This is a genomic window from Chryseomicrobium aureum (assembly GCF_016909155.1).
GTDB lineage: Bacteria > Bacillota > Bacilli > Bacillales_A > Planococcaceae > Chryseomicrobium > Chryseomicrobium aureum.
The window spans coordinates 600,525-623,465 of sequence record NZ_JAFBFG010000001.1 but is presented as its reverse complement, the minus strand read 5'-3'; the positions used below and the strand labels follow the sequence as shown (position 1 = coordinate 623,465).

The 22,941-nt window shown below is 39.7% G+C and carries 26 protein-coding genes; 20 read left to right on the top strand and 6 right to left on the bottom strand.

Annotated elements, in window-relative coordinates; genetic code table 11:
* Positions 1–173 precede the first annotated feature (173 nt).
* From JOD03_RS03210 to JOD03_RS03200, 3 genes are read left to right on the top strand one after another with little or no spacing between them, the layout of a single operon-like run.
* On the top strand, positions 174–941 hold the full coding sequence (locus tag JOD03_RS03210) for a metal ABC transporter ATP-binding protein (protein WP_204589351.1): 768 nt from the start codon (positions 174–176) through the stop codon (positions 939–941).
* A complete protein-coding gene (locus JOD03_RS03205) occupies positions 934–1,776 on the top strand; it encodes a metal ABC transporter permease (protein WP_204589350.1) in 843 nt (280 codons plus the stop codon). The genes JOD03_RS03210 and JOD03_RS03205 overlap by 8 nt, the downstream gene beginning before the upstream one ends.
* Positions 1,773–2,186, top strand: coding sequence for a Fur family transcriptional regulator (locus JOD03_RS03200; RefSeq protein WP_204589349.1), 414 nt, complete (start codon positions 1,773–1,775; stop codon positions 2,184–2,186). Before JOD03_RS03205 ends, JOD03_RS03200 begins: the two co-directional genes overlap by 4 nt.
* Before the next feature lie 169 nt (positions 2,187–2,355).
* On the opposite strand, the gene JOD03_RS03195 is transcribed toward JOD03_RS03200, so the two are convergent.
* The 4 genes from JOD03_RS03195 to JOD03_RS03180 all read right to left on the bottom strand — a co-directional run bounded on the left by JOD03_RS03195 (position 2,356) and on the right by JOD03_RS03180 (position 4,935).
* On the bottom strand, positions 2,356–2,922 hold the full coding sequence (locus tag JOD03_RS03195) for a hypothetical protein (RefSeq protein WP_204589348.1): 567 nt from the start codon (positions 2,920–2,922) through the stop codon (positions 2,356–2,358).
* A 1-nt stretch (position 2,923) separates the two neighbouring features.
* The gene (ispG, locus tag JOD03_RS03190; protein WP_275580355.1) at positions 2,924–4,045 is read right to left on the bottom strand and encodes a flavodoxin-dependent (E)-4-hydroxy-3-methylbut-2-enyl-diphosphate synthase; all 1,122 of its coding nucleotides are present in this window, start codon (positions 4,043–4,045) and stop codon (positions 2,924–2,926) included.
* Positions 4,046–4,118: 73 nt separating this feature from the next.
* Positions 4,119–4,382, bottom strand: coding sequence for a hypothetical protein (locus JOD03_RS03185; protein ID WP_204589347.1), 264 nt, complete (start codon positions 4,380–4,382; stop codon positions 4,119–4,121).
* A gap of 43 nt (positions 4,383–4,425) precedes the next feature.
* The gene (locus JOD03_RS03180; protein ID WP_204589346.1) at positions 4,426–4,935 is read right to left on the bottom strand and encodes a DUF1189 family protein; all 510 of its coding nucleotides are present in this window, start codon (positions 4,933–4,935) and stop codon (positions 4,426–4,428) included.
* Positions 4,936–5,093: 158 nt separating this feature from the next.
* Between JOD03_RS03180 and JOD03_RS03175 the strand changes: the two genes are divergently transcribed.
* The 13 genes from JOD03_RS03175 to JOD03_RS03115 all read left to right on the top strand — a co-directional run bounded on the left by JOD03_RS03175 (position 5,094) and on the right by JOD03_RS03115 (position 18,378).
* Positions 5,094–6,725, top strand: a complete 1,632-nt coding sequence (locus JOD03_RS03175) for a Na/Pi symporter (RefSeq protein ID WP_204589345.1) — start codon at positions 5,094–5,096, stop codon at positions 6,723–6,725.
* Entirely contained in the window at positions 6,726–7,205 is a 480-nt protein-coding gene (locus tag JOD03_RS03170) for a DUF456 domain-containing protein (protein WP_204589344.1), read from the top strand.
* Between the two features lie 114 nt (positions 7,206–7,319).
* Entirely contained in the window at positions 7,320–7,928 is a 609-nt protein-coding gene (locus JOD03_RS03165) for a superoxide dismutase (RefSeq protein ID WP_204589343.1), read from the top strand.
* 99 nt (positions 7,929–8,027) lie between these two features.
* Entirely contained in the window at positions 8,028–10,244 is a 2,217-nt protein-coding gene (locus JOD03_RS03160) for a peptidoglycan D,D-transpeptidase FtsI family protein (RefSeq protein WP_204589342.1), read from the top strand.
* Between the two features lie 499 nt (positions 10,245–10,743).
* Positions 10,744–11,700 carry a PstS family phosphate ABC transporter substrate-binding protein gene (locus JOD03_RS03155; RefSeq protein WP_204589341.1) on the top strand — a complete coding sequence of 319 codons (957 nt, stop codon included), beginning with the start codon at positions 10,744–10,746 and terminating at the stop codon, positions 11,698–11,700.
* Between the two features lie 77 nt (positions 11,701–11,777).
* Entirely contained in the window at positions 11,778–12,713 is a 936-nt protein-coding gene (pstC, locus tag JOD03_RS03150; protein WP_204589340.1) for a phosphate ABC transporter permease subunit PstC, read from the top strand.
* A 1-nt stretch (position 12,714) separates the two neighbouring features.
* Positions 12,715–13,593 (top strand): phosphate ABC transporter permease PstA, encoded by an 879-nt coding sequence (pstA, locus tag JOD03_RS03145; protein WP_204589339.1) that lies wholly within the window; start codon positions 12,715–12,717, stop codon positions 13,591–13,593.
* A gap of 26 nt (positions 13,594–13,619) precedes the next feature.
* On the top strand, positions 13,620–14,408 hold the full coding sequence (pstB, locus tag JOD03_RS03140) for a phosphate ABC transporter ATP-binding protein PstB (protein WP_204589338.1): 789 nt from the start codon (positions 13,620–13,622) through the stop codon (positions 14,406–14,408).
* Between the two features lie 13 nt (positions 14,409–14,421).
* Complete coding sequence (gene phoU, locus JOD03_RS03135; RefSeq protein ID WP_204589337.1) at positions 14,422–15,078, top strand: phosphate signaling complex protein PhoU; 657 nt, start codon at positions 14,422–14,424, stop codon at positions 15,076–15,078.
* A 197-nt stretch (positions 15,079–15,275) separates the two neighbouring features.
* Positions 15,276–15,425, top strand: coding sequence for a 50S ribosomal protein L33 (rpmG, locus tag JOD03_RS03130; protein ID WP_053588882.1), 150 nt, complete (start codon positions 15,276–15,278; stop codon positions 15,423–15,425).
* A 117-nt stretch (positions 15,426–15,542) separates the two neighbouring features.
* Positions 15,543–16,097, top strand: coding sequence for a 5-formyltetrahydrofolate cyclo-ligase (locus JOD03_RS03125; RefSeq protein WP_204589336.1), 555 nt, complete (start codon positions 15,543–15,545; stop codon positions 16,095–16,097).
* A 5-nt stretch (positions 16,098–16,102) separates the two neighbouring features.
* A complete protein-coding gene (locus JOD03_RS03120) occupies positions 16,103–16,294 on the top strand; it encodes a YqgQ family protein (RefSeq protein ID WP_204589335.1) in 192 nt (63 codons plus the stop codon).
* A 164-nt stretch (positions 16,295–16,458) separates the two neighbouring features.
* Positions 16,459–18,378 (top strand): LTA synthase family protein, encoded by a 1,920-nt coding sequence (locus JOD03_RS03115; RefSeq protein ID WP_204589334.1) that lies wholly within the window; start codon positions 16,459–16,461, stop codon positions 18,376–18,378.
* Positions 18,379–19,156: 778 nt separating this feature from the next.
* Here JOD03_RS03115 and JOD03_RS03110 read toward each other — a convergent pair.
* The gene (locus JOD03_RS03110) at positions 19,157–19,336 is read right to left on the bottom strand and encodes a DUF2759 domain-containing protein (RefSeq protein WP_204589333.1); all 180 of its coding nucleotides are present in this window, start codon (positions 19,334–19,336) and stop codon (positions 19,157–19,159) included.
* A 142-nt stretch (positions 19,337–19,478) separates the two neighbouring features.
* Here JOD03_RS03110 and JOD03_RS03105 point away from each other — a divergent pair, with 142 nt between their 5' ends.
* A complete protein-coding gene (locus JOD03_RS03105) occupies positions 19,479–20,111 on the top strand; it encodes an MBL fold metallo-hydrolase (protein ID WP_204589332.1) in 633 nt (210 codons plus the stop codon).
* A 46-nt stretch (positions 20,112–20,157) separates the two neighbouring features.
* Here the strand turns inward: JOD03_RS03105 and JOD03_RS03100 are convergent, their stop codons facing one another.
* Complete coding sequence (locus JOD03_RS03100; RefSeq protein WP_204589389.1) at positions 20,158–20,400, bottom strand: DUF2626 family protein; 243 nt, start codon at positions 20,398–20,400, stop codon at positions 20,158–20,160.
* A gap of 241 nt (positions 20,401–20,641) precedes the next feature.
* On the opposite strand from JOD03_RS03100, the gene comGA reads away from it, so the two are divergent.
* From comGA to comGC, 3 genes are read left to right on the top strand one after another with little or no spacing between them, the layout of a single operon-like run.
* On the top strand, positions 20,642–21,634 hold the full coding sequence (gene comGA / locus JOD03_RS03095) for a competence type IV pilus ATPase ComGA (protein ID WP_239584765.1): 993 nt from the start codon (positions 20,642–20,644) through the stop codon (positions 21,632–21,634).
* A 3-nt stretch (positions 21,635–21,637) separates the two neighbouring features.
* Positions 21,638–22,621: a type II secretion system F family protein gene (locus JOD03_RS03090; protein ID WP_204589330.1), complete on the top strand. Its 984-nt coding sequence runs from the start codon at positions 21,638–21,640 to the stop codon at positions 22,619–22,621.
* Between the two features lie 12 nt (positions 22,622–22,633).
* On the top strand, positions 22,634–22,939 hold the full coding sequence (gene comGC / locus JOD03_RS03085) for a competence type IV pilus major pilin ComGC (RefSeq protein WP_204589329.1): 306 nt from the start codon (positions 22,634–22,636) through the stop codon (positions 22,937–22,939).
* Positions 22,940–22,941: the final 2 nt, after the last annotated feature.

The following is a 22,941-nucleotide window of genomic DNA, read 5'->3' as shown; positions in this document are numbered from 1 at the left end:
GAATCGTACAAAGGTATATCCGGAGCCCACTATCAAATATCAGATGTGAAATAGTTCAAAAAGGTCCGGCCAGGGTTTTTGGCCGGATTTTCTTATTTACATTCAATTTTACTTCCAGTATACTGAATCAAGTGTAAATCGGAATGATTATTAGTTAGGAAGAAGTGTCGTCTATGACTCCATATATAGAAATGAATAATGTGAGTTTCTACTATGATAAAACGGAAGCTCTACAAGATGTCTCGCTCACAATCAATGAAGGAGACTTTTTAGCGATTATTGGCCCAAATGGTTCAGGGAAATCGACGTTAATGAAAATAATTCTAGGCCTCCTTCGTCCTATGAAAGGGGAAGTCCACTTATTTGGCAAGCCTGTGCAAGATTTTAAAGATCGTGCTTGCATCGGTTACGTCTCTCAAAAATCCAATAGCTTCAATAGTGGATTTCCTGCTACAGTTTTTGAGGTAGTCCGAAGTGGTCTTGCAAAAAAATCAGGCCTATTTCACAGGTATCCAAAAAATGTAGCAGACCAAGTGAAAGAAGCATTGATTTCCGTCGGTATGCAAGCGTATAGTGATCGCCCAATAAGTGCTTTATCTGGGGGACAGCAGCAGCGTGTGTTTATTGCTAGGGCGTTAATTAGCAAGCCTAAGATATTATTGCTTGATGAACCAACTGTAGGAATTGATCAACAAAACATGCAATCGTTCTATCGCATGTTAACGCATTTGAATACGCATCATGGAATTACAATCATTTTAATAACGCATGATGTCGATGCCGTCTCTAAAAGTATTTCACACGTGGCTTGTTTAAACCGTACGATTCATTTTCATGGCTATCAAAAAGATATGGCAATGCTTTCTGATGAACAGCTTGAGAAATGGTACGGCCATCCCGTCCGACGTGTGACACACGGGGGAGGCCATACGCATGATTGAAGCAATCCTTACGTATGATTTTTTACGACAGGCATTTATCTCAGGAATATTAATTGGAATTATGGCGCCTCTACTAGGTGTGTTCATAGTGGTACGTCGTCTTTCACTCATTGCAGACGCACTGAGCCATGTGACCCTTGCAGGAATCGCGGGTAGCTTATTTTTGAGTCAAACTGTGCCAGCCCTTGCGTTGCTTAATCCGTTGTATCTCGGAATGGCGTCAGCTGTGGCAGGGTCAACATTGATTGAGAAATTACGTTCTCTTTATAAACACTACCAAGAACTCGCTATACCCATTATCATGTCTGCAGGACTTGGCTTAGCTGCTTTATTTATTTCACTTGCGGATGGCTTCCGAACTGATCTTTTTTCGTATTTATTTGGTTCGGTATCTGCGGTGAGCTATCAAGATATGATGATTGTTATCGCCGTTACAGCAATTGTTGTACTATTCTTGCTTGCATTCTTTAAAGAACTATTTGTATTATCATTTGATGACGAGTATGCATCTGCTGTAGGTCTTCCCGCAAAATGGATTCACTTTATGTTCATGATTGTTACAGCTTTAGTTATTGCTGCTTCAATGCGGATTGTAGGAATTCTCTTAGTGTCTTCACTAATAACTTTACCGGTAGCAGCTGCAATGCGGATTGCGAAAAGTTTTAAAAGTGCCATACTTTGGTCGTTATTGTTTGGCCAGTCGGCAGTATTAATTGGTCTTGTGACTGCCTTTTATTTGGACCTAGCTCCAGGCGCAACGATTGTGTTGACATCTATTTTGATTTTACTTATTGTCATTGCAATTGTTTCGAATCGGAAGGGGAGAGTAGTATGAATGAAAGAAAAGCATGGGGAATATTGAAAGAAAATGGTTTTAAACGGACAGATAAACGAGAGCGCCTTGTGGAACTTTTAACGAAAACAGATAAATATGTGACGGCTAAAAATGTAGCCACAGAACTGCGTGAAGATTATCCATCTATGAGCTTTGATACGATTTATCGCAACTTGCATACATTTGTAGAGTTAGGAATCTTAGAAGAGACAGAGCTTTCTGGAGAGAAACATTTCCGAATGCATTGTGACGTGGATCATCATCACCATCATTTTATATGTATGGAGTGCGGGGACACGAAACAAATTGCAATTTGTCCAATAGACTCTATCAAGCAAGAAATTCCTGGATATGCCATTGAAAACCATAAATTAGAGGTTTATGGGAAATGTCCAGAATGTCAACTATAAAATGTGCAGACCGCGGCTTCAAAAACTTCGAGTAAACAAGATGTGCCTGCTATGACGTTGAGTTCCACTGCACTCAACTTTATTTGCTCAATAGACATCTAGTATTAATTTTCTATTTCTAAAATAAAAATCCAGCGATTTCTCAAGATGAGAGAACCGCTGGATTTTTTTATTTAATTGGAAAGTGATGCTTAATCCAGGCATCTGCTTCTTTCCAGTTTTGTACGCGTACGACTTGCTTTGGTACAGGTTGTCGATTATACGGTGTGTCAAATAGTAAAACCGGGATATCGAGTTCCTCACCAATTTCTACAGCATTGTCGTGCTTGTCTTCAAAAAATGCATCGACTTGATGAATACGAGCAGTTTCTACTTTATTATGAGAACCGATCAATTCAATATGATCATAATGGAGCTCTTGTTGCTTGAACCAGTCTAGCGTCACGTCCGATACGTTTTCACCTCGTGCAGAGATGAAATATAACTCGTAATGCTTCTTCCACTCGTCTAACACACGTTTTGCATGCTCTTGAATAGGAGAAGTAGCGTAGATTTTAGGTTCGGCCTCTTTAAACCATTTGTAAAATGTCATTTGATCGTTAGGGAAAGCTGCCGTCAAATCGTATTCTTTGATATCATCTAAAACAAGATTTGTCTCAAAGGCTTCATTGATATGGGGAAGAAGGGACGTTGGACACGTAACCGTTCCATCAATATCGATTCCAAAACGAGCCATTTTAGACTTCCTGACTTTGCGCATTTTGCTTTTCAAGTTCTTGTTGCGCAAAATATTCAGCTGCAATTTTATCAATTTCTATTTTTAGTTCTTCCACCATTGTTTCTTCTGGCACTTTTCGTACCGTCTTCCCTTTACGGAAGAGAAGTCCTTCTCCACGTGCACCAGCAATCCCGATATCTGCTTCACGTGCCTCACCAGGACCGTTTACCGCACAACCGAGTACAGCTACTTTGATTGGTGCTTTAATTGTTGAGATATATTCTTCTACTTCGTTTGCGATAGAAATCAAATCGATTTCAATACGTCCGCAAGTAGGGCATGAAATTAATGTTGCAGCATTAGAGGATAATCCAAATACTTTTAATAGTTCGCGAGCCACTTTAACTTCTTCGACTGGGTCTGCTGAGAGAGAAACACGTAATGTATTTCCGATACCCATGCTTAGAAGAGTTCCTAAACCGGCTGCACTCTTGATTGAACCTGCGAATAATGTACCGGATTCTGTAATCCCTAAATGAAGGGGATAATCAAATGCTTGTGAAGCTAGACGATAAGCTTCAATAGCCAAGTTGACGTCCGAAGCTTTCATCGAAACAATGATGTCATGGAAATCAAGGTCTTCAAGAATTTTTATATGATGTAAAGCACTTTCTACCATACCTTCTGCAGTTGGGTAGCCGTACTTTTCTAAAATTTTACGCTCAAGTGACCCCGCGTTTACACCAATACGAATTGGAATATTTTTCGCTTTCGCTGCATTTACAACAGCTTCTACTTTTTCACGACGTCCAATGTTTCCTGGATTGATACGAATTTTATCCGCACCTTGCTCAATCGCAATCAGAGCAAGCTTGTAATCAAAGTGGATATCAACAACAAGTGGGATGTTGATTCGTGCTTTAATAGCACCGATTGAATAAGCTGCACGCTCATCTGGGCATGCAACACGAACAACCTGACAGCCGGCTTCTTCAAGACGAAGAATCTCAGCTACTGTTGCGTCCACATCATGTGTTTTTGTAGTTGTCATACTTTGAATAAATAATTCATTACTTCCACCAATGGTGATATCTCCAACACGTACTGGGCGTGTGTTTGAACGATGGATCATTTCTGGCATTGTTTTCGCTCCTTTTGTTGTTGCGCTTCACTTCATTCTACCAATGTACCAGACAGAAAGACAAGAAGGAAGCTTAATCCGTCCATTTAGGATAAACGTATGCTTCTTCATTAAAGTTCCGGACAGCCGGATTTAATTGTCGGACCAGTTCGTGCCAATCTACAAAGGAGAGTGAAGAAGATGAAGCCGCATAACTTTCTTCTAATGAAGTGTTTTGGGAGTGAACAACCGAATAGTTCGAAGTAGATGGATGTGAAACGAGGGAATCCTGTTCTAAATCCACACGTATTGCATAGCAAATAAAACAAATGAGCAAAGAAACAAGTATGTACCGCATAAAAAACCTCCTGTCTACAAAGTGTATGAGAGGAGGAAGATTTCTATGATTTTTTTGGTAGCTTCGGATAATACTTGAGTGCCCATAAAGCGAGAATTAGAGTGAGGGCATAACTCAACCACTGAATACTTACTATTTCACCAATAAACATGTAGCTTACTAGTAAAAGTATGAAGGACCATGTGTTTGCAAATAATGTTGTTCTCCACAAGAATCGATAGTCACCGCGTTTTTTAACTAAAGGAGCTAGTAGCCAGACAATTCCTGATAATAGGCTGATTCGTGCAAATATCAGTAACGTTTGAATAATAAATAAAAGCAAGAATGCAAACGGATATAACAACCAATTGATTTCATTAAAGTACTCTAAAACTCCATCCAATTCAGTCGTGCTCGGGCCGATTTGCGTGGTGAATTGAAAAAAACCAAGTAAGGTAAATAAAGTGATAAAAAGAAAAATATACTGCATCGTCTTACCCATCGGAGCTAGTCGAAAAGCTGCTAGTTTCTTAGGGGAACTAAGACTTGCCGTGAAAAGTTTCCATAGAGTCATCAGTCACGCGTCCTTTCGAACCGTATTGTACCATGTCAAAATTTAAAACTTCAATTATTAAGAGTATGTAAATTTGGTGTGATTTCTCTTTACAATAGGTTTATACTTTAAGCATAATAAGTGGCGTGTCAAAAAATTGTATGGGAGTTGACCTTTACGTGGAATTAAACTGGCAGGAAATGCTGTTCACATTCTTTGGTGGGTTAGGTATTTTCTTATTCTCTATAAAATTCATGGGAGACGGCCTGCAAAAATCTGCAGGAGATAAGCTACGTGATATTTTAGATCGCTTTACAACAAACCCGTTTATGGGAGTACTAGTCGGGATTGTCGTTACGATTTTAATTCAATCGTCTTCAGGCACTACCGTGCTAGTCGTCGGACTAGTAAGTGCTGGGTTCATGAATTTGCGCCAAGCGATTGGTGTCATCATGGGTGCCAACATTGGTACAACTGTTACAGCATTCATCATCGGATTTGATGTCGGTGCTTATGCACTACCAATCATGGCTGCGGGTGCGTTCGCAATTTTCTTCTTTAAAAACGCACGTATCCACAACATCGGAGAAGTTATTTTTGGATTTGGTGGACTGTTCCTCGGTTTAGAACTTATGGGTGAAGGGATGAAACCTTTACGCGAAGTACAAGCGTTTACAGATTTAACAGTTGAAATGAGTGTCAATCCTATTCTTGGAGTTGTTGCGGGTACATTGTTCACAGTGCTTGTTCAAAGCTCAAGTGCCACTATAGGGATTCTACAACAACTTTATGCTGAAAATTTAGTAACACTGGATGCTGCTTTACCAATTTTGTTCGGTGATAACATCGGAACAACAATCACTGCGGTCCTTGCTGCTTTTGGTGCATCTATCGTAGCTCGTCGTGCTGCTGCTGTACACGTACTGTTTAACTTGGTTGGTACAGTTATATTCCTATTAATTCTTCCATTGTTCGAAAGTTATGTTCTGTGGTTATCAGGCCTTCTAGGTTTGGAAGAAAGAATGCAAATAGCATTTGCCCACGGTTCATTTAACGTTGCCAACACAATTATTCAATTCCCATTAATTGGTTTATGGGCGTATATTGTAACGAAAGTGATTCCAGGTGAAGAGGTATCAATTGAATACAAACCAAAACATTTAGATGAAAACTTTATTGAACAATCGCCATCGATTGCAATCGGTCAAGCGAAAGAAGAAATTCTTCGCATGGGTGGCATGAGTGTTCAAGGATTAGAATTAACATATAGTTATTTAAAAAATAGAACAAAGCGTGATGCTGAGCTTACGGTTCAGATTGAAGAGGCATTAAACAATCTTGACCATAAGATTACGGATTATTTAGTGAAAATCTCATCTCAGTCGCTTTCACCACAAGATTCAACACGTCATAACATGTTGATGAACACAGTACGCGATATCGAGCGTATCGGAGATCACTTCGAAAACATCATCGAGTTGATTCAATACCAAGATGCACACAAGCTTCAATTGACAGAAGATGCGATTGAAGACGTGTCTGAAATGTTCGAGTTAACGATTGATACAGTTTCAAAAGCGATGAAAGCATTGGATGAAAACTCTGCTGAGCTTGCACGTGAAGTAGCAGAGCAAGAGAACACAATCGACAAAATGGAACGTAAATTCCGTAAAAACCATATCGCTCGTCTAAACGAGGGCAAGTGTACAGGTCAAGCAGGCGTTATGTTCGTTGATATTCTAAGCAACTTAGAGCGTATCGGTGATCATTCTGTAAATATCGCAGAAGCAGTACTTGGGAAGCGTGTATAAATGGAGATCATCGGATGGATTTTAATCATCGCAAGTTTTGCCATTGCTTATGTTGGGCTCGTATATCCCATCATCCCATCAGTTGTATTCTTGCTGATTGGTTATATTCTATACGGATTGTTCTTCTCATTCTCAGAACTGACAGTATGGTTCTGGATTATACAAGTGTTCTTCGTCGTCCTAATCTTTAGCGCAGATACACTCGCCAACCTCGCGAGTGTTAAACGCTTTGGAGGCACGAAGCCTGGCCTATACGGAAGCACAATCGGATTGATCTTCGGTCCTTTTGTGATTCCAGTAGTAGGTATCATAGTTGGTCCATTTTTAGGTGCTTTCCTTGCTGAATTGATTTTCTCGAAAAAGAATGTGAAAGATGCATTCCGTGCAGGGGTAGGCTCGTTTGTTGGACTTGTGACATCGAGTTTGGTGAAAGCGATACTCTTCACAATTATGATTTTGATTTTTATCTTCTTTGTATAAGTTCAGTCAAAAGCCTGAAAAATGAAACAATAAATAGTTTTTATTTGATTGCCATTGTCTTCTTTGCTAATGTAAATAGTGGAAGTATCACTAGTACCTTAGGAGGAATTGACAATGGCTTTTGAATTACCGAAATTACCGTACGAATATGACGCATTAGAGCCTCATATCGACAAAGAGACTATGAACATTCACCACACGAAACACCACAACACGTATATCACGAACGTGAACAACGCTCTTGAAGGACATTCGGATCTTTCTTCAAAGTCTGTTGAAGAACTTATCGCAAACTTGGATGCTGTTCCTGAAGACATTCGCACAGCAGTTCGTAACAACGGTGGAGGTCACGCAAACCACTCATTGTTCTGGGAAATCCTTTCTCCAAATGGTGGCGGCCAGCCAACAGGTGCACTTGCTGAAGCAATCGACAGCAAATTCGGTAGCTTTGATGCGTTTAAAGAAGAGTTCACAAAAGCAGCAACTACTCGTTTTGGTTCAGGATGGGCTTGGTTATCAGTAGCAAACGGGGAAATTGAAGTTTCTTCAACTCCAAACCAAGACTCACCAATCATGGAAGGCAAAACTCCACTACTAGGTTTGGATGTATGGGAGCACGCTTACTACTTGAACTACCAAAATCGTCGTCCTGACTACATTTCTTCTTTCTGGAATGTTGTTAACTGGGATGAAGTGTCAAAACGTTACGAAGCAGCAAAATAATACAGTACGACCACAAACTTCGGTTTGTGGTTTTTTTTCGGTTTGTTGAAACATTTTCATCTAGTTAGACGTGTTATACTTGTAAGCGAGGTGCACGTAATGAAAAAAGCTAAACAACAAACTAGAAGTTCCAAATCAAAACAAAGAGCCCATTTAATCTTCCGGATGAATATTTTGTTTTTCACAATTTTTCTTCTGTTCACAGCATTGATCTTCAGGTTAGGCTATTTACAGATAGTAAAAGGAGAAGATTACTCGCGAATACTCGCACGAACGGAAGAAGTTCCTGTTAATACGAGCGTCCCGCGTGGTCGCATCTTTGATAGTCAAGGGCGTATTCTGGTCGACAATCAAGCAGAACGCGCGATTACATACACGAAGATGCAAACAACAACAGGTGACGAGATGTGGGGAATTGCTGAGCAGCTTGCCCAGTTAATTGAAAAAGAAACGTCCCAAATTACGAAAAGTGACTTACAAGATTATTGGTTACGAAAAAATAAAGACGACATGTATCGCAATGTAGATAAGGATGAGCAAGATGCAATCGAACAAGATGAGACGTTGACGAATCCTGAAAAATCGCGTCAGATGAATCGCTTGATTCGAGATAGTATTCCAGAGGCAGAACTTGAATCCTTTACAGAGCAAGAGCTTGAGAACATCGCGATTTACCGTGATATGGTTTCTGGGTATGCATTATCACCTCAAATTATTAAAGGAGAAAATGTGACGGTAGAAGAGTTTGCACGTGTTTCTGAGCGCTTGAACGAATTGACAGGCGTTAACACAACAACAGACTGGCGCCGTGTACGAAACTCAAACCTTGCCATTTTAGGAACAACTACACTACCAAAAGAGGGGATTCCTCGCTCGGATTTAAATCACTACCTTGCACGCGATTATTCTCGTAATGATCGAGTAGGGCGCAGTTATGTTGAGCAACAATATGAAGAAATATTACAAGGTCAAAAATCTGTAGTAAAGAATATCACAGACGGTAAAGGCCGAGTAATTGATACGCAAACTGTATATGAAGGGGACCCAGGGAAAGATCTTGTACTTTCAATTGATACGGAAGTGCAAGCTAAACTCGAAGAGATTGTGACGCAGCGGCTTCTTGAAATGAAGCGAAATTCAGGGACACGTCATTTAGATCGTATGTTCTTTACAATGATGGATCCGAATACGGGTGAAGTTATTGCAATGGTAGGTAAAATATTACGACGCGATCCCGTAACTTCAGAGTTTGCACGCGACCCACAAACGGGTGGTTATATTGTAGATGACTATGCATTCGGTACGTTTACTACTGCATATGAAGCTGGTTCTACTATTAAAGCAGGAACACTGCTAACCGGTTACCGTGAAGGTGCGATTCGACCTGGTGATGTAAAAGTGGACGAACCGATTCTGATTGCTCAAGATAGACCGAAAACTTCTGTATTTAATCGAACGGGTCGAATCTCTATGAATGATATAACAGCTATTGAGCGTTCCTCCAATGTATATATGTTTAAAACTGCTTTTACATTAGCAGATGAAGTGTACCGACCACGCCAATCCATTAACTTTAATTTTGACGCCTTCACGAAAATGCGAAATGGTTATGCTCAACTAGGTTTAGGAGTTCCGACGGGTATTGATCTTCCTGGTGAAGTCTCAGGTTTCAGTAATTCTGATAATGACGAGGCAGGGAAATTGCTCGATTTAAGTATTGGGCAGTATGATACGTATACACCACTTCAATTAACGCAATATATTGCAACATTAGCTAATGGTGGAAAACGAATACAACCAAGAGTTTTAAAAGAAATTCGCCAGGCTTCTGAGAATGGAGTGGAAATGGGTGTATTAGAAAGAGAAATTCAACCCACTGTGTTGAATATCTTAGAAAATACCCCATCCGAAATTGAGCGGATGCGTTCTGCGATGCGACGTGTTTACAGCGGGTCTGCAGGAACGGCACGTGGATCATTTGCAGATTTCAAATATGACGGAGCAGGAAAAACCGGAACTGCTGAAACATTTGCATACGATCCAGTTCAAAGAACACAATTTCCAACAGTTACACTTTCTCATGTAGGCTTTGCTCCTTATGATAATCCTGTGGTTGCATATTCTACAATGATTCCATGGGCTTCGACTCGTGATGTCTATGAAACAAATACATCCACACCACTAACACGAGAATTAGTCGATGCGTATTTTGAAATTATGGAGCGCCGAGCAGGAGAAGAGAAAGTCGATTCTTTGTATCCACAAATCATTCCATCCATTTCTGAAGATGCGTTTGACGAGGAAGATGAATCGTAAAATAGAAGTACTATATTTTAAGCACATTCTTTTGATGAACTTCAAAAGAGTGTGCTTTTTTATTGTTTAAATTAAATTGAGCCGGATGATTAGTTTCCATAAAATCATTTGGGGCGTTAATGACGAGATCTCGGTCGCTAAATGAGCTCTCTCGGTCCTTAATTGGCACATTACGGGCGTTAAATGCCGAATTCTTAAGTCCTTACTAGCAAGATCTTAAGTAATCATCTGAAGTTGAATCTGGCTCTTTCAACAAGTATTCGACTTCGAACGCAATCGAGTTGCGCCTCCTAGAAATCCCGCAAGAAGCCATCGCGGCCCATGAAGCAAAGTGCGCTTCACGGGCCACGCTGTCATCTTGCACAATTTCTGAACAGTCGGCTCCACATCTAAAAGGTCATTTACAATTTCTTTACAAGACGTTCATTTCTACTCAACAAAGTCTTGATAAAGTTACTAGTGTAAGAAAAAAACAAGAAAACGTAGGGGGACACACCTGATGAAGAACTGGAAATACTTTATGGGAACAGCAATGCTTGGATCTGCACTTATTTTAGGAGCGTGTGGAGACGAAGCTGCGGAATCAGCAGAAGGTACAGATACAACAGATACTGGTAGTGAAGAAGCAGTCGTTGAAGGTTCAGTAGTAGGAGATGGTTCATCAACAGTAGCGCCAATCCTAGAAGCACTAGTTGAAGAATATTCTGCACAAAGTGAAGTACAAGTAACAGTTGGTGTATCAGGAACAGGTGGAGGATTTGAGAAATTTATCGCAGGAACTACAGACTTCTCAAACGCATCTCGTCCAATCAAAGAAGAAGAAGCAGCAAAATTAGAAGCAGCAGGAATTGACTTTACAGAATTCCTACTTGCTTATGACGGATTAACGGTAGTAGTAAACAGTGAAAATGACTGGGCATCTGATTTAACTGTAGAAGACTTGAAGAAGATTTGGGTAGAAGATGGCACAACAAAAATGTGGTCAGATATCAACCCTGAATGGCCTGAAGAAGAAATCGTGTTCTATTCACCTGGTTCAGACTCAGGTACTTACGATTACTTCAATGAAGTTATCTTAGAAGATGCTGACATGGTTTCAGCTGCAACTCTTTCTGAAGACGATAACATACTTGTACAAGGTGTACAAGGTGACGTCAATGCAATTGGATTCTTCGGGTATGCGCACTACCTAGCGAACCAAGATACAATTTCTGCAGTGAGCATTGAAGGCGTTGAGCCAAACAACGAAACAATTGAATCTGGTGAATATTCACCACTATCACGCCCACTCTACACATATGCGAGCAACGCAGCTATTGCTGAAAATCCAGCAGTATATGACTTTATGAAATATGTGATTGAAAATGCAGGAGCAATGGCTGAGGCTGTTGGGTATGTAAGTGCACCACAAGAAGAGTATGACGCAGATATGGAAGCACTTGAAGCTTTAAAATAATCACTGTTTATACGTGAAGAACAAGAGTAGCGTCTTGCTACTCTTTTCTTCCGTCTAGTTGGAAAAGGGGGATCACGATGGCTGAGCAACGTCCATCTGTTCAAGAGATGATTGCAAACGCAGGAGCAAAGCGAAACCGGAAAACACTTGAAAAAGCAATACCGGTTGTCCTTTTCATCATTGCAGCAATCTCTGTACTAACTACATTAGGTATTGTATTTACACTAATAGTTGAAACATTTATCTTCTTTACAGAAGTACCTTTCTTCTCTTTCTTATTTGGTACAGAGTGGTTACCATTCTCCAATACAGAAGCGCGATTTGGGATATTGCCCCTCATTGTTGGTACTTTAAAAGTAACATTCATAGCAGTAATTGTAGCAGTGCCACTTGGTCTATCGGCAGCTATCTACTTAAGTGAATATGCAAGTGATACTGCTAGAAGAATTATTAAGCCAATTCTAGAAGTACTTGCGGGTGTACCAACAATCGTATATGGCTACTTTGCATTAACATTTGTTACTCCAGTGCTTCAGCAGTTTATTCCTGAACTGAAGATCTTCAATGCAATCAGCCCTGGTATCGTAGTGGGTATCATGATTATTCCAATGATTGCTTCTTTATCTGAAGATGCGATGAGCGCAGTACCGAACAGCATTCGTGAAGGTGCACTTGGAATGGGATCAACTCGTCTTGAAGTGGCACTGAAGATTGTTCTTCCAGCTGCCCTGTCTGGAATTTTAGCATCGATTGTATTAGCGATGTCACGCGCAATTGGAGAGACAATGATTGTATCTCTAGCAGCAGGGTCAACGCCTCGATTTGATGGTCAATTCACAGACAGTATTCAAACCATGACAGCTTACATTGTGCAAGTAGCAACAGGTGATGCTGGGTATGGCACAACAATCTATTATTCCATTTACGCAGTTGGGTTTACATTGTTCTTGTTCACACTAGTGATGAACTTGTTAGCACAACGAATTTCAAAACGTTTCAGAGAGGAGTATTGATATGCGCTATATGAACAATGAAGCCGTGATGAAAAAGATGAATTCACGTAAAATCGTCAATCTTATCTTCAAAGGCATCTTCTTATTTGCGACAATACTCGCTCTTATGACGCTTGCTGTGCTATTTTATCGAATTTTATCTCAAGGAATCGGCTATCTCTCTTGGGATTTCTTCAACAACTTTGCCTCACGCTTCCCAGAAAAAGCTGGTATTAAAGCGGCTTTAATTGGATCGATTTGGTTGATGGCTGTTGTCGCACCTGTTTCGATGTTCTTAGGTATCGGTAGTGCAATCTATCTAGAAGAGTATGCCAAGAAAAACAAAATCAATGATTTTATTCGAGTCAATATTTCAAATTTAGCCGGCGTACCTTCTGTTGTATTCGGTTTACTTGGTTTAACGATTTTCGTTCGTGCGCTTGCGCTTGGAAATAGTGTATTAGCAGCTGGATTTACAATGAGTCTTTTAATACTACCGGTGATTATTGTGGCATCTCAAGAAGCTATCCGTGCTGTTCCTAGTGAAGTGCGAGCAGCTTCTTATGGAATGGGAGCTACAAAGTGGCAGACGATTACACGCGTCGTATTGCCAAGTGCAATACCAGGGATTTTAACAGGTTCTATTCTTGCATTATCTCGAGCAATTGGAGAAACAGCTCCACTAGTCGTCATTGGAGTTCCCGTCATTATTCAGTTCTTGCCGAGTGGTGTGTTCGATACATTTACCGCACTTCCTATGCAGATCTATGACTGGGCGAAGCGTCCACAAGCGGACTTCCAAAACGTTGCTTCTGCCGGGATCATTGTTTTGATGTCTGTTCTATTGTTAATGAACTCTGTGGCTATATTAATACGTAATAAATTCCAGAAGCGTTACTAGACGCATCGGAAAAGGGGAGACTACACATGGTACAACAAATTGATAAAAAGCCTGAAACAACTCAAATTGTCTATGATACAAAAGGTTTGAATCTTTGGTACGGCACGAATCACGCTTTGAAAAATATTGATTTGCCAATTTACGAAAATGAAGTGACAGCGATTATCGGTCCATCTGGATGTGGGAAATCGACGTATATAAAAACGCTAAATCGTATGGTGGAATTAACACAAGGTGTAAAAACATCTGGCGAAATTCACTACCGCGGTCGCAACATTTTTGATAAGGATTACACAGTTGAAGAACTACGTACGAAGGTTGGAATGGTATTCCAAAAACCAAACCCATTCCCGAAGTCAATCTATGACAACATTGCCTATGGTCCACGTATCCACGGTATTAAAAACAAGAAAATCTTAGATGAAATTGTCGAGAAAAGTTTACGTGGCGCAGCGATCTGGGATGAAGTAAAAGATCGTCTATCTACAAATGCTTACAGCTTGTCGGGTGGTCAACAACAACGAATCTGTATTGCACGTGCACTAGCAATCGAACCAGATGTCATCTTGATGGACGAGCCTACTTCTGCCCTAGATCCGATCAGTACTTTAAAAGTAGAAGAATTGGTGCAGGAATTAAAGAAAGATTACTCAATCATCATCGTCACGCATAACATGCAACAAGCAGGACGAATTTCAGACAAGACAGCATTTTTCTTAAACGGGGAAGTTGTTGAATACGATGAGACAAATGTGATTTTCTCAAATCCATCTGATCAACGTACAGAAGATTATATTTCAGGTCGATTCGGCTAAGGGGGCTATTCACATGGTAGTAAGAGAAATGTTTGATAACGAATTAAAGAATTTACACCAAAAGCTCATTCATATGAGTCAACTTTCAATTGAACGTCTTAGTGAATCTGTAGATGCACTTGCAAATCATGATGTCGCGCTGGCGAGTAAAATTAAAGAAGCAGATGCGGAGATTAATAAACTCGAGGAAGAAATTAATGATGCGGTCATTTTAACGATAGCTAGACAGCAACCTGTTGCTACAGATTTGCGACGATTAATGGTCTTAGTGAAGATTGCTGGAGATATGGAGCGAGTCGGGGACTATGCAGTCAACATTGCGAAAGAGACGGAACGCATCGGTTCACAAGAGCATTTAACTCAATTGCCTAAAATTCAAGAGATGAAAGACAAAACCGTGTCTATCTTACGTCTGACATTAGATGCATTTATCGCAGAAGATGTTGAACAAGCGCAAACTATTGCGAAGCTCGATGACGAAATTGATAAAATGTACGGTGAACTGATTCGTGACTTGTTAGGGTCTGGTGTATCAAGTCCAGACCAGCTTCCACAAATCACACAACTTGCCTTTATCTGTCGCTACTTAGAGCGTTCAGCAGATCATGCAACGAACATGGCAGAGCAATTGCTGTACCTTCGCAAAGGAAAGCACATTGATTTAAACTAAAATTATTTCAATCCAGTGCAGACTCTATGGAACCAATAGAGAATGCACTGGTTTTCCTTTAGAGTAAAACAAGAGTTCATCAAAATAATTTAGTGAAAATGACTAGATTTTATATTTCATTGTGATATAATAGGTAAGTCGTATAAATCAGCTCAAAATGATTTTAATACATCCTTTATAGAGTGGGAGGGACTACAATGCGCGTTAATATTACTCTTGCATGCACAGATTGTGGAGAGCGTAACTACATTTCTAAAAAGAACAAACGTAACAATCCAGAGCGTTTGGAGCTTAAGAAATATTGCTCTCGTGAAAAGAAAATGACTCTTCACCGTGAAACGAAATAATAACTGATCAACCAAAATCCCCGCTCGGATTTTGGTTTTTTTAAAAAAATAGTACCACATCATTCACTCATCTGGTCTTGATCAGATGAGTGTTCTTCTTGAAGGGAGTTGCAGGAAATGAAACGACAGCTGCGAATAGATGTATTGAATCAATTGCAAAACTTATCAAAAGAAAACCATGCTGAAAAAAGTACATTACTTCATCAACATGTTTGGCAGTATATAAAAGATAAGTCTGTACAGTCTGTTGCCGTAACCATTTCCTCATACCCTGAAGTTGATACAAAACGTTTGATTGAATGGATGTGGGAAGCAGAAAAAGATGTGTACGTTCCGAAAAGTGACTTTTCTACACGACAGATGAAGTTTATAAAGATCACCTCATGGAATGATGTTAAACCTGGCTTTAAAGGGATCTTAGAGCCAATTGAGAGCAGTCCTGAATCTACAACATTTGATTTAGTTATAGTTCCAGGAGTGGTCTTTTCGAAAGATGGATATCGTATCGGTTTTGGTGGAGGTTTTTATGATCGTTTTTTAGAAGAGTACAAGGGAGAAACGCTTTCTTTGGCATTTGAAACCCAGCTCCGAGATGCCGTGCCGTATGAAAGCCATGATATCCCCGTGAAGCATCTCGTTTTACAAGATGGTATTTTTGATACAAGTAGGTGAACAAAGTGGAATCATTTTATGACGTCCAGCAGTTATTAAAGAAATTTGGTATTTTTGTTTACACAAAGGATATACAGGCAGATGTAGATCTTATGGAATTTGAGCTGTATGAATTGCACAGGTCGGGTTTGTTATCGACTGATGACTATATTAAAGCTAAGCTAATTATTCGAAATCGCGTATCAAAAGGGATATAAATACATGAACGATTTACAATTGACTATGACTTTTGGTGTAAAATTTATAAATTTTGAAACTAATTAGGACTAAATCCGTCTAATAGAGGGTATTATATTTACGTTATGTAAAGATTTTATGGAATATTTGAAGAGTATCCAAATATATTGAAGGAGGAGTGGCCATGAAAAAATGGTCTACACATTCTTTACTATTTGCTGCAATAGTATTGACTTGGTTAAAAACATTTACTGTTTATCATACAAGTTTTGACTTGAAATTAGAAAACATCATGCAGCAGTTTATTTTATTTTTAAATCCATTAAGTTTTATTTTAGTGTTCTTTGGTCTTTCTTTGTTTTTCTCTAAAGAAAGTAGCCGTCGTCGATTTATCTTGGCTGGAGCAACAATTTTATCTATTGTTCTTTACGCAAATGTAGTGTTCTACCGATTCTTTACTGACTTTATTACACTACCCGTTTTGTTCCAAACTAGTAACTTCGGAGATCTCGGAAGTTCTGCAAAAAGTAGTATTTATTTCACGGATATCTTTTACTTCGTAGATGTCATCTTGTTGTTCGTAATTGCTCGTAAACTCACGAAACAAAATACAGAAATTGTGCAAAAGCAAATTCACCGGAAGGCATACTTTGTGTTTGCTGCTGCAATTTTCTTTCTAAATTTAGGGCTTGCAGAGATTGAACGTCCACAGTTATTGACGCGCAGCTTTGATCGTGAAATGCTTGTTAAAAATATCGGCACATACAACTACCATATCTATGATGCGTATGTGCAATCAAAATCCCAAGCGCAGCGTGCATTTGCTGATGGTAGTGAACTTGTAGAAGTGAATAACTACGTCCGAGCAAATCATGTGGATAGCCCTTCACCTCTTGAAGGAATTGCAAAAGATAAAAATATCATCGTGGTTTCAATGGAGTCGATTCAAAACTTTGTAATTAATGAAGAAATGAATGGAGAAGTTATTACACCATTTCTAAATGAATTGACGCAAGATCCGGATACGATGTATTACTCAAATTTCTATCATCAGACAGGACTTGGAAAGACATCTGATTCAGAATTTATCGTTGAAAATTCACTTTATCCACTTGGTGGGGGAGCGGTATTCTTCACGCACGGTGGAAACACGTATAATTCACTTTCTGAGCGTTTAGGTGAAAATGGGTACCATACGTCAGTTATGCATGCCAACAACAAGAGTTTTTGGAACCGTGACATGATGTATCAATCTCTTGGCATTGAAAAATTCTTTGATATTGATAGCTACACGATTGAAGAAGGTCAAGCGGTCAACTGGGGAATGAAAGATATTCCATTCTTTGAACAGTCTGTGGAATTGATGAAAGACATTCCGCAACCGTTCTACACACGTATGATTACATTAACAAATCACTATCCATTTACATTGGATGAAGAAGATAAATTTATTCCAGAGTATGACTCTAACTCAGGAACACTAAATCGTTATTTCCAAACAGTGCGCTACATGGATGAGTCACTTCGTGTATTGTTTGATGAGTTAAAAGCAGCAGGTTTGTATGAAGATTCAATCATTGTAATGTACGGAGACCATTATGGGATTTCTGAAAACCATAACCGTGCAATGTCTCAATATCTAGGGGAAGAAGTTACTCCTTACGTTTCTTCAGGCCTTCAAGAGGTACCTTTATTCATCCATATCCCAGACAGTGGAATGGGTGGAGAGAAAACAGATATCGCAGGTCAAATCGATTTACGTCCAACAATTTTACACATGGCTGGAATTGATTCGTCTAAGGATATTCAGTTAGGTACTAACTTGTTTGCAGAAGATCGTGAACAGAAAGTAGTTTTCCGTGATGGAGGTTTTACTACAGAAAATTTCGTTTTCACGAAAAACACATGTTATGATGCGAAAACAGGCCTTGAAATTGAAGCTGTAAATTGTGAAGAACAAGCAGCAGCTGCTAACCAAGAATTAAATTACTCGGATCAATTGATCAATGGAGACTTATTACGATTCTATAATCGTGAGACAGGCCAGTTATTGATTGAAGAGGGTTCAGTAGAAGAGCCAGTAGAAGAACCTGTAGTAGAATAAAAGAAGTGGACCAGTACCTTACTTGATTAAATTCAAGATAAGGTGCTGGTTTTTTATTTTGGAAATCCCTCCACCCAGAACGCCATTTCCTGGGTGGGTTTCCCCGAGCCTCCCCACGTAAGATGAAAGAAGAGCACTTTCATCTTCGTTGCCGGGTCTCGTGAAAACCCAAATGGCCCGGGAAATAACGTCCTGACCTCCGGGATTTCCTATAAGGGGCCTGTCACCTATAAAAAATTGTCGGCATCAAACTGAACGAACGTTTATCGGATGAATAAGTAATTTATTCTGCACTAATCAGGATTTCTTCTACTGAAACTGATTTTTCTTCTACACTAACCGTGATTTATTCTACCGAAGTACTATTATGGAAACTAATCCAAAACTCAGACCTGATTTCTTAAGGGTCTTACTACTAAAATCTTATGACTTTCGCAATCGACAAGTGGAGGTAGTGAGTTCCCGGGGTGACGTTCTATTAATCTAAATGGAATCGAGTTGCACCTCCTAGAAATCCCGCAAGAAGCCATCGCATCCCATGAAGTAAAGAGCGCTTCACGGGCTCCGCTGTCATCTTGCACAATTTCTGAACAGTCGGCTCCACATCTAATTACAGTGGAGGCGAGAAGTGCAAGCTTCTCGTATGCCAAGAGGTGGCTCCGGTATGCTCCCCCTTGAACTCACTGCCATAGCGCCAGAGATTGAGTCGACTTCACATCTAAATAAACAAAAAAGCCTCCCCTAATCGGGAGGCTAAGTTGCTCATGCATGCATGAAATTAGTGTAATCCTGGTGGATATCCTTGGAAGATAACCGTCGCAACCGAAAAGAAACCAAATACTAAAACAGTTGCGGCATTAAAGAATACGCCTAAGAAATTTCTTTCTTTAAACGCTTGGTACGTTCCAACGATAGCTAAGATCGTTGTTAAACCAAAAATAACGATTAATAAGTTCATGGATGACACTCCTTTCGACATCAGAAAATGAATGCCGTAAACAAATATTCCTCTTTTATTTTACGTTGTTCCTGCGCATTTGTCGAGTAGGATTCATGACATTTGTTTGAACGTTCGGTTACACTAAGTAGGAGGTGAAATTATGACAACGATTCGAAGATTACCACTCGGACCCATTCAAACAAATTGTTATATCGTACGAAAAGGAAATGCCGCACTCATTATTGATCCAAGCGACGAACCTGCAAAAATTACGCAAGCACTTGAACAATCTAATGTACGCCCTATCGCTATTCTTTTAACGCATGCCCATTTTGATCACATTGGAGCTCTTCAGGCGATGGTTGATAAGTATTCGATTCCTGTGTATTTGCATAAAGCAGAAGAAAAATGGCTGTCTGACCCAATGAAAAATGGGTCAGGAAAATATGCTGAGCTTCCAAATGTAGAAGTAGCAGTCGAAATCACACCTGTTAGCGAAGGGAAGTTAACACTCGAAGGATTTGAAATTGACGTACTTGAGACACCAGGCCACTCTCCAGGAAGTGTCAGCTATTCATTTAAAGAGCATGGGTTTGTTGTGAGTGGGGATGTATTATTCAGAGGGAGTATCGGTCGTACGGACCTTATCGGCGGCGATTTAAAACTCTTAATGCAATCAATTACACGTAAGCTTGTTGAATTACCAGAAGATACGGTTGTGTATTCCGGTCATGGTGAAGAGACAACGATTCAACAGGAATTAGATACGAATCCGTTCCTAAACGGTTTTTAAATAAAAAAGACCAGAGTCTCGATAAGAGAATCTGGTTTTTTTTGGATTAGTGACTTGCTCCTGGTACGTGAATGAATGATGCATAGTACGTAAATCCTGCAAAGAAAAACATGAGGTACGCACCGAAGATATACATATACATACGTTCAGATAAGTTCAAGAAACCAAGAAGAAGAAATAATCCGGTGTTTGCTAACATGATCAATGAAGCTGGAACCATATCGCCAAGGTAGAACATGACAGAGAAAATACCTGTCCAAAAAGCCATTACTTTATACATATTGCCCATCATAATTAGAGTCCCTCCTTTTAACGGCAGACGAATCACACTCTTATTATAATGTATTGGACAAACGAATGTAAACAGAATCTCACCTCGAAATGACAATGACAAGATGTTGTCACATCTTGCCCTCATTTAATAAAGTTCTGATAATTCAGAAATAATGCTAGACAGACAATTTTGTTTAGGTATACTTAAACTACATTCTGGTGGCGATGCAGGATGTACTGGAGAAAAGGAGCTAGCTTTGTCTGAACTAAATCCAATTGAAAAGAAGAGCAAAGAATTGCTTGAAAAAGCGATTTTATTTGAAGCGTCAGATCTTCATTTTATACCTATAGAAAAAAGTTATCAGCTGTTGTTCAGAAGAAATCAACAAATGTTCGATGCCGGTAAAATCCCCCATGCATTCGGTGATCGAATTGTTACGTACTTCAAATTTTTATCCTCACTTGATATTACCAATAAGCGAAATCCTCAAAGTGGTGCATTTGAAATGCCCTTCGACTCTTTATTTTACAATTTCCGTGTTTCTACCCTATCATCTGTTTCCAAAAGAGAGAGTATGGTAATTCGCATTGCCAAACCCAATGTAAGTGTTCCTATTGATGAAATTAGTTTAAGTGCCTCACAAGCAGTCCAATTACGTAAAATTGTCGCGTCACGACAAGGCTTGGTTTTGCTAATAGGTCCTACTGGCTCTGGGAAATCTACGACGATGTATGCTCTAACGAAGTATTGCTCCAATGAGCTGGCACGCCACGTGATCTCTTTGGAAGATCCTGTTGAAGTTAGCCAAGACTATTTATTACAAGTTCAAGTCAACGAAGGCGCAGGTCTGACCTATTCTGCAGGACTCCGAGCGATACTACGGCATTCTCCAGATGTCATCTTAATAGGTGAGATACGTGACAAAGAGACAGCTAAAATTGCAGTGGAGGCAGCTCTAACTGGCCACCTAGTAATTTCAACAATTCATGCGAAAGACGCAATCGGTGCGATTTACCGTTTACTTGATTTAGACGTAACGCTTGAAGAAATCAACCAAGTTTCGCGCGCATATATTTCTCAGCGTCTGTTACTGCGTAAACAGGTGAAGCATGCACTAGGTGCGGTATACGAAATTTTAGAGACGGACGACATCCAATCCTTGGTTGTTTCAATTCAAAATGGACAGCGACCAACAATTCCTCACGACTTATCACTTGCCTATCAAATTGAACATGCGGTTCGAGAGTAAGTGATGCATCCACAGGCACAGGCGGAACTTTTGGATAAGCTGGCTGTTACGATAGAGGAAGGAATCTCGAGTACAGATGCCCTGTTTATACTTACACCATTTTACTTATCTTCTGATAAAGTCGATGAATTAAAACGATTGTTTGAAGAAGGGGGTGAGTTATCGATGGGTTTTCACTATCTTGGTTATTCCTCTGCTATTGTAGAATCCATCAAATTAGCAGAAGTTCACGGCCAAATAAGTCGCATTTTTAAAGTGACGGCGCATAATTTACGTGTCCGATACAACTTAAAACAAAAGGCAATCCGGACCCTTAGCTACCCAGTCGGACTATTGTTCTTCATGTCTCTGTTATTTGTTGTCTTCAAATTATATTTCCTTCCGATTTTTCGTCCCATTATTGAACGTGCAAATCCAGAAGCTGTGACCTATGTAGAGATAGTCTTTTCTTTGCCATTTTATTTTATAACTGGAGCCGCTATTTTGTTCGTCATGATGGCGTGTGTAATAGGTAGTATGAGAAGAAAACCCAATACCCACCGTTTTCGACAATTCCGTATTATCCGAAAGTACCAAAACGAGCTGACTGGATATATGCTATCAAAAGACTTGAGTATGTTACTTGAAAGTGGTTTTACCATTGCAGAATCACTTCGCTACATGGAGTCCAACCGTTCAGAACTTTTAAAGTCATCGGCAACTGCTACTCTCTTTCATCTGAATAGTGGTCATTCATTTTCAAAAGCTATGCATTTATCTGGGTGGTTCACAAAAGCATTGATTCGATATGTGGAATATGGTGAAATCCATGGTTATATTGCGAAGGAACTTGAATTGTTTCAAGAGTTTACAATGGATACTCTTGAGCGAAAAGTCACAAAAGCGATTGCAATAATGCAACCAGTCTTATTTTTAGTATTGGGCGCTTTAGTGGTGAGTGCCTATTTATCGTTAATGTTACCGATGTACAATCTACTATCACTTTAGGAGGAATTCAATATGAGATGGCTTAAAAATCAAAAAGGTTTTACTTTAGTAGAAATGATGATCGTTTTATTAATTATTTCTGTATTATTGCTTGTGACAATTCCTAATATCGCACGACAAACCGCGACGATTGATGAAAAGGGATGCGAGGCCTATCGCACGATGCTTTCTAGTCAAATCGAGTCTTATAAACTCGAGTTTAAGAAAAAACCAGACCTTGCTGACTTACAGTCAGAGGGATTTGTAAAAGAGGGTCCATTGGTCTGCCCAGACGGTACCGAATTAACGATAGCTGCAGGTGTAGTTAACAATAAGTGAAG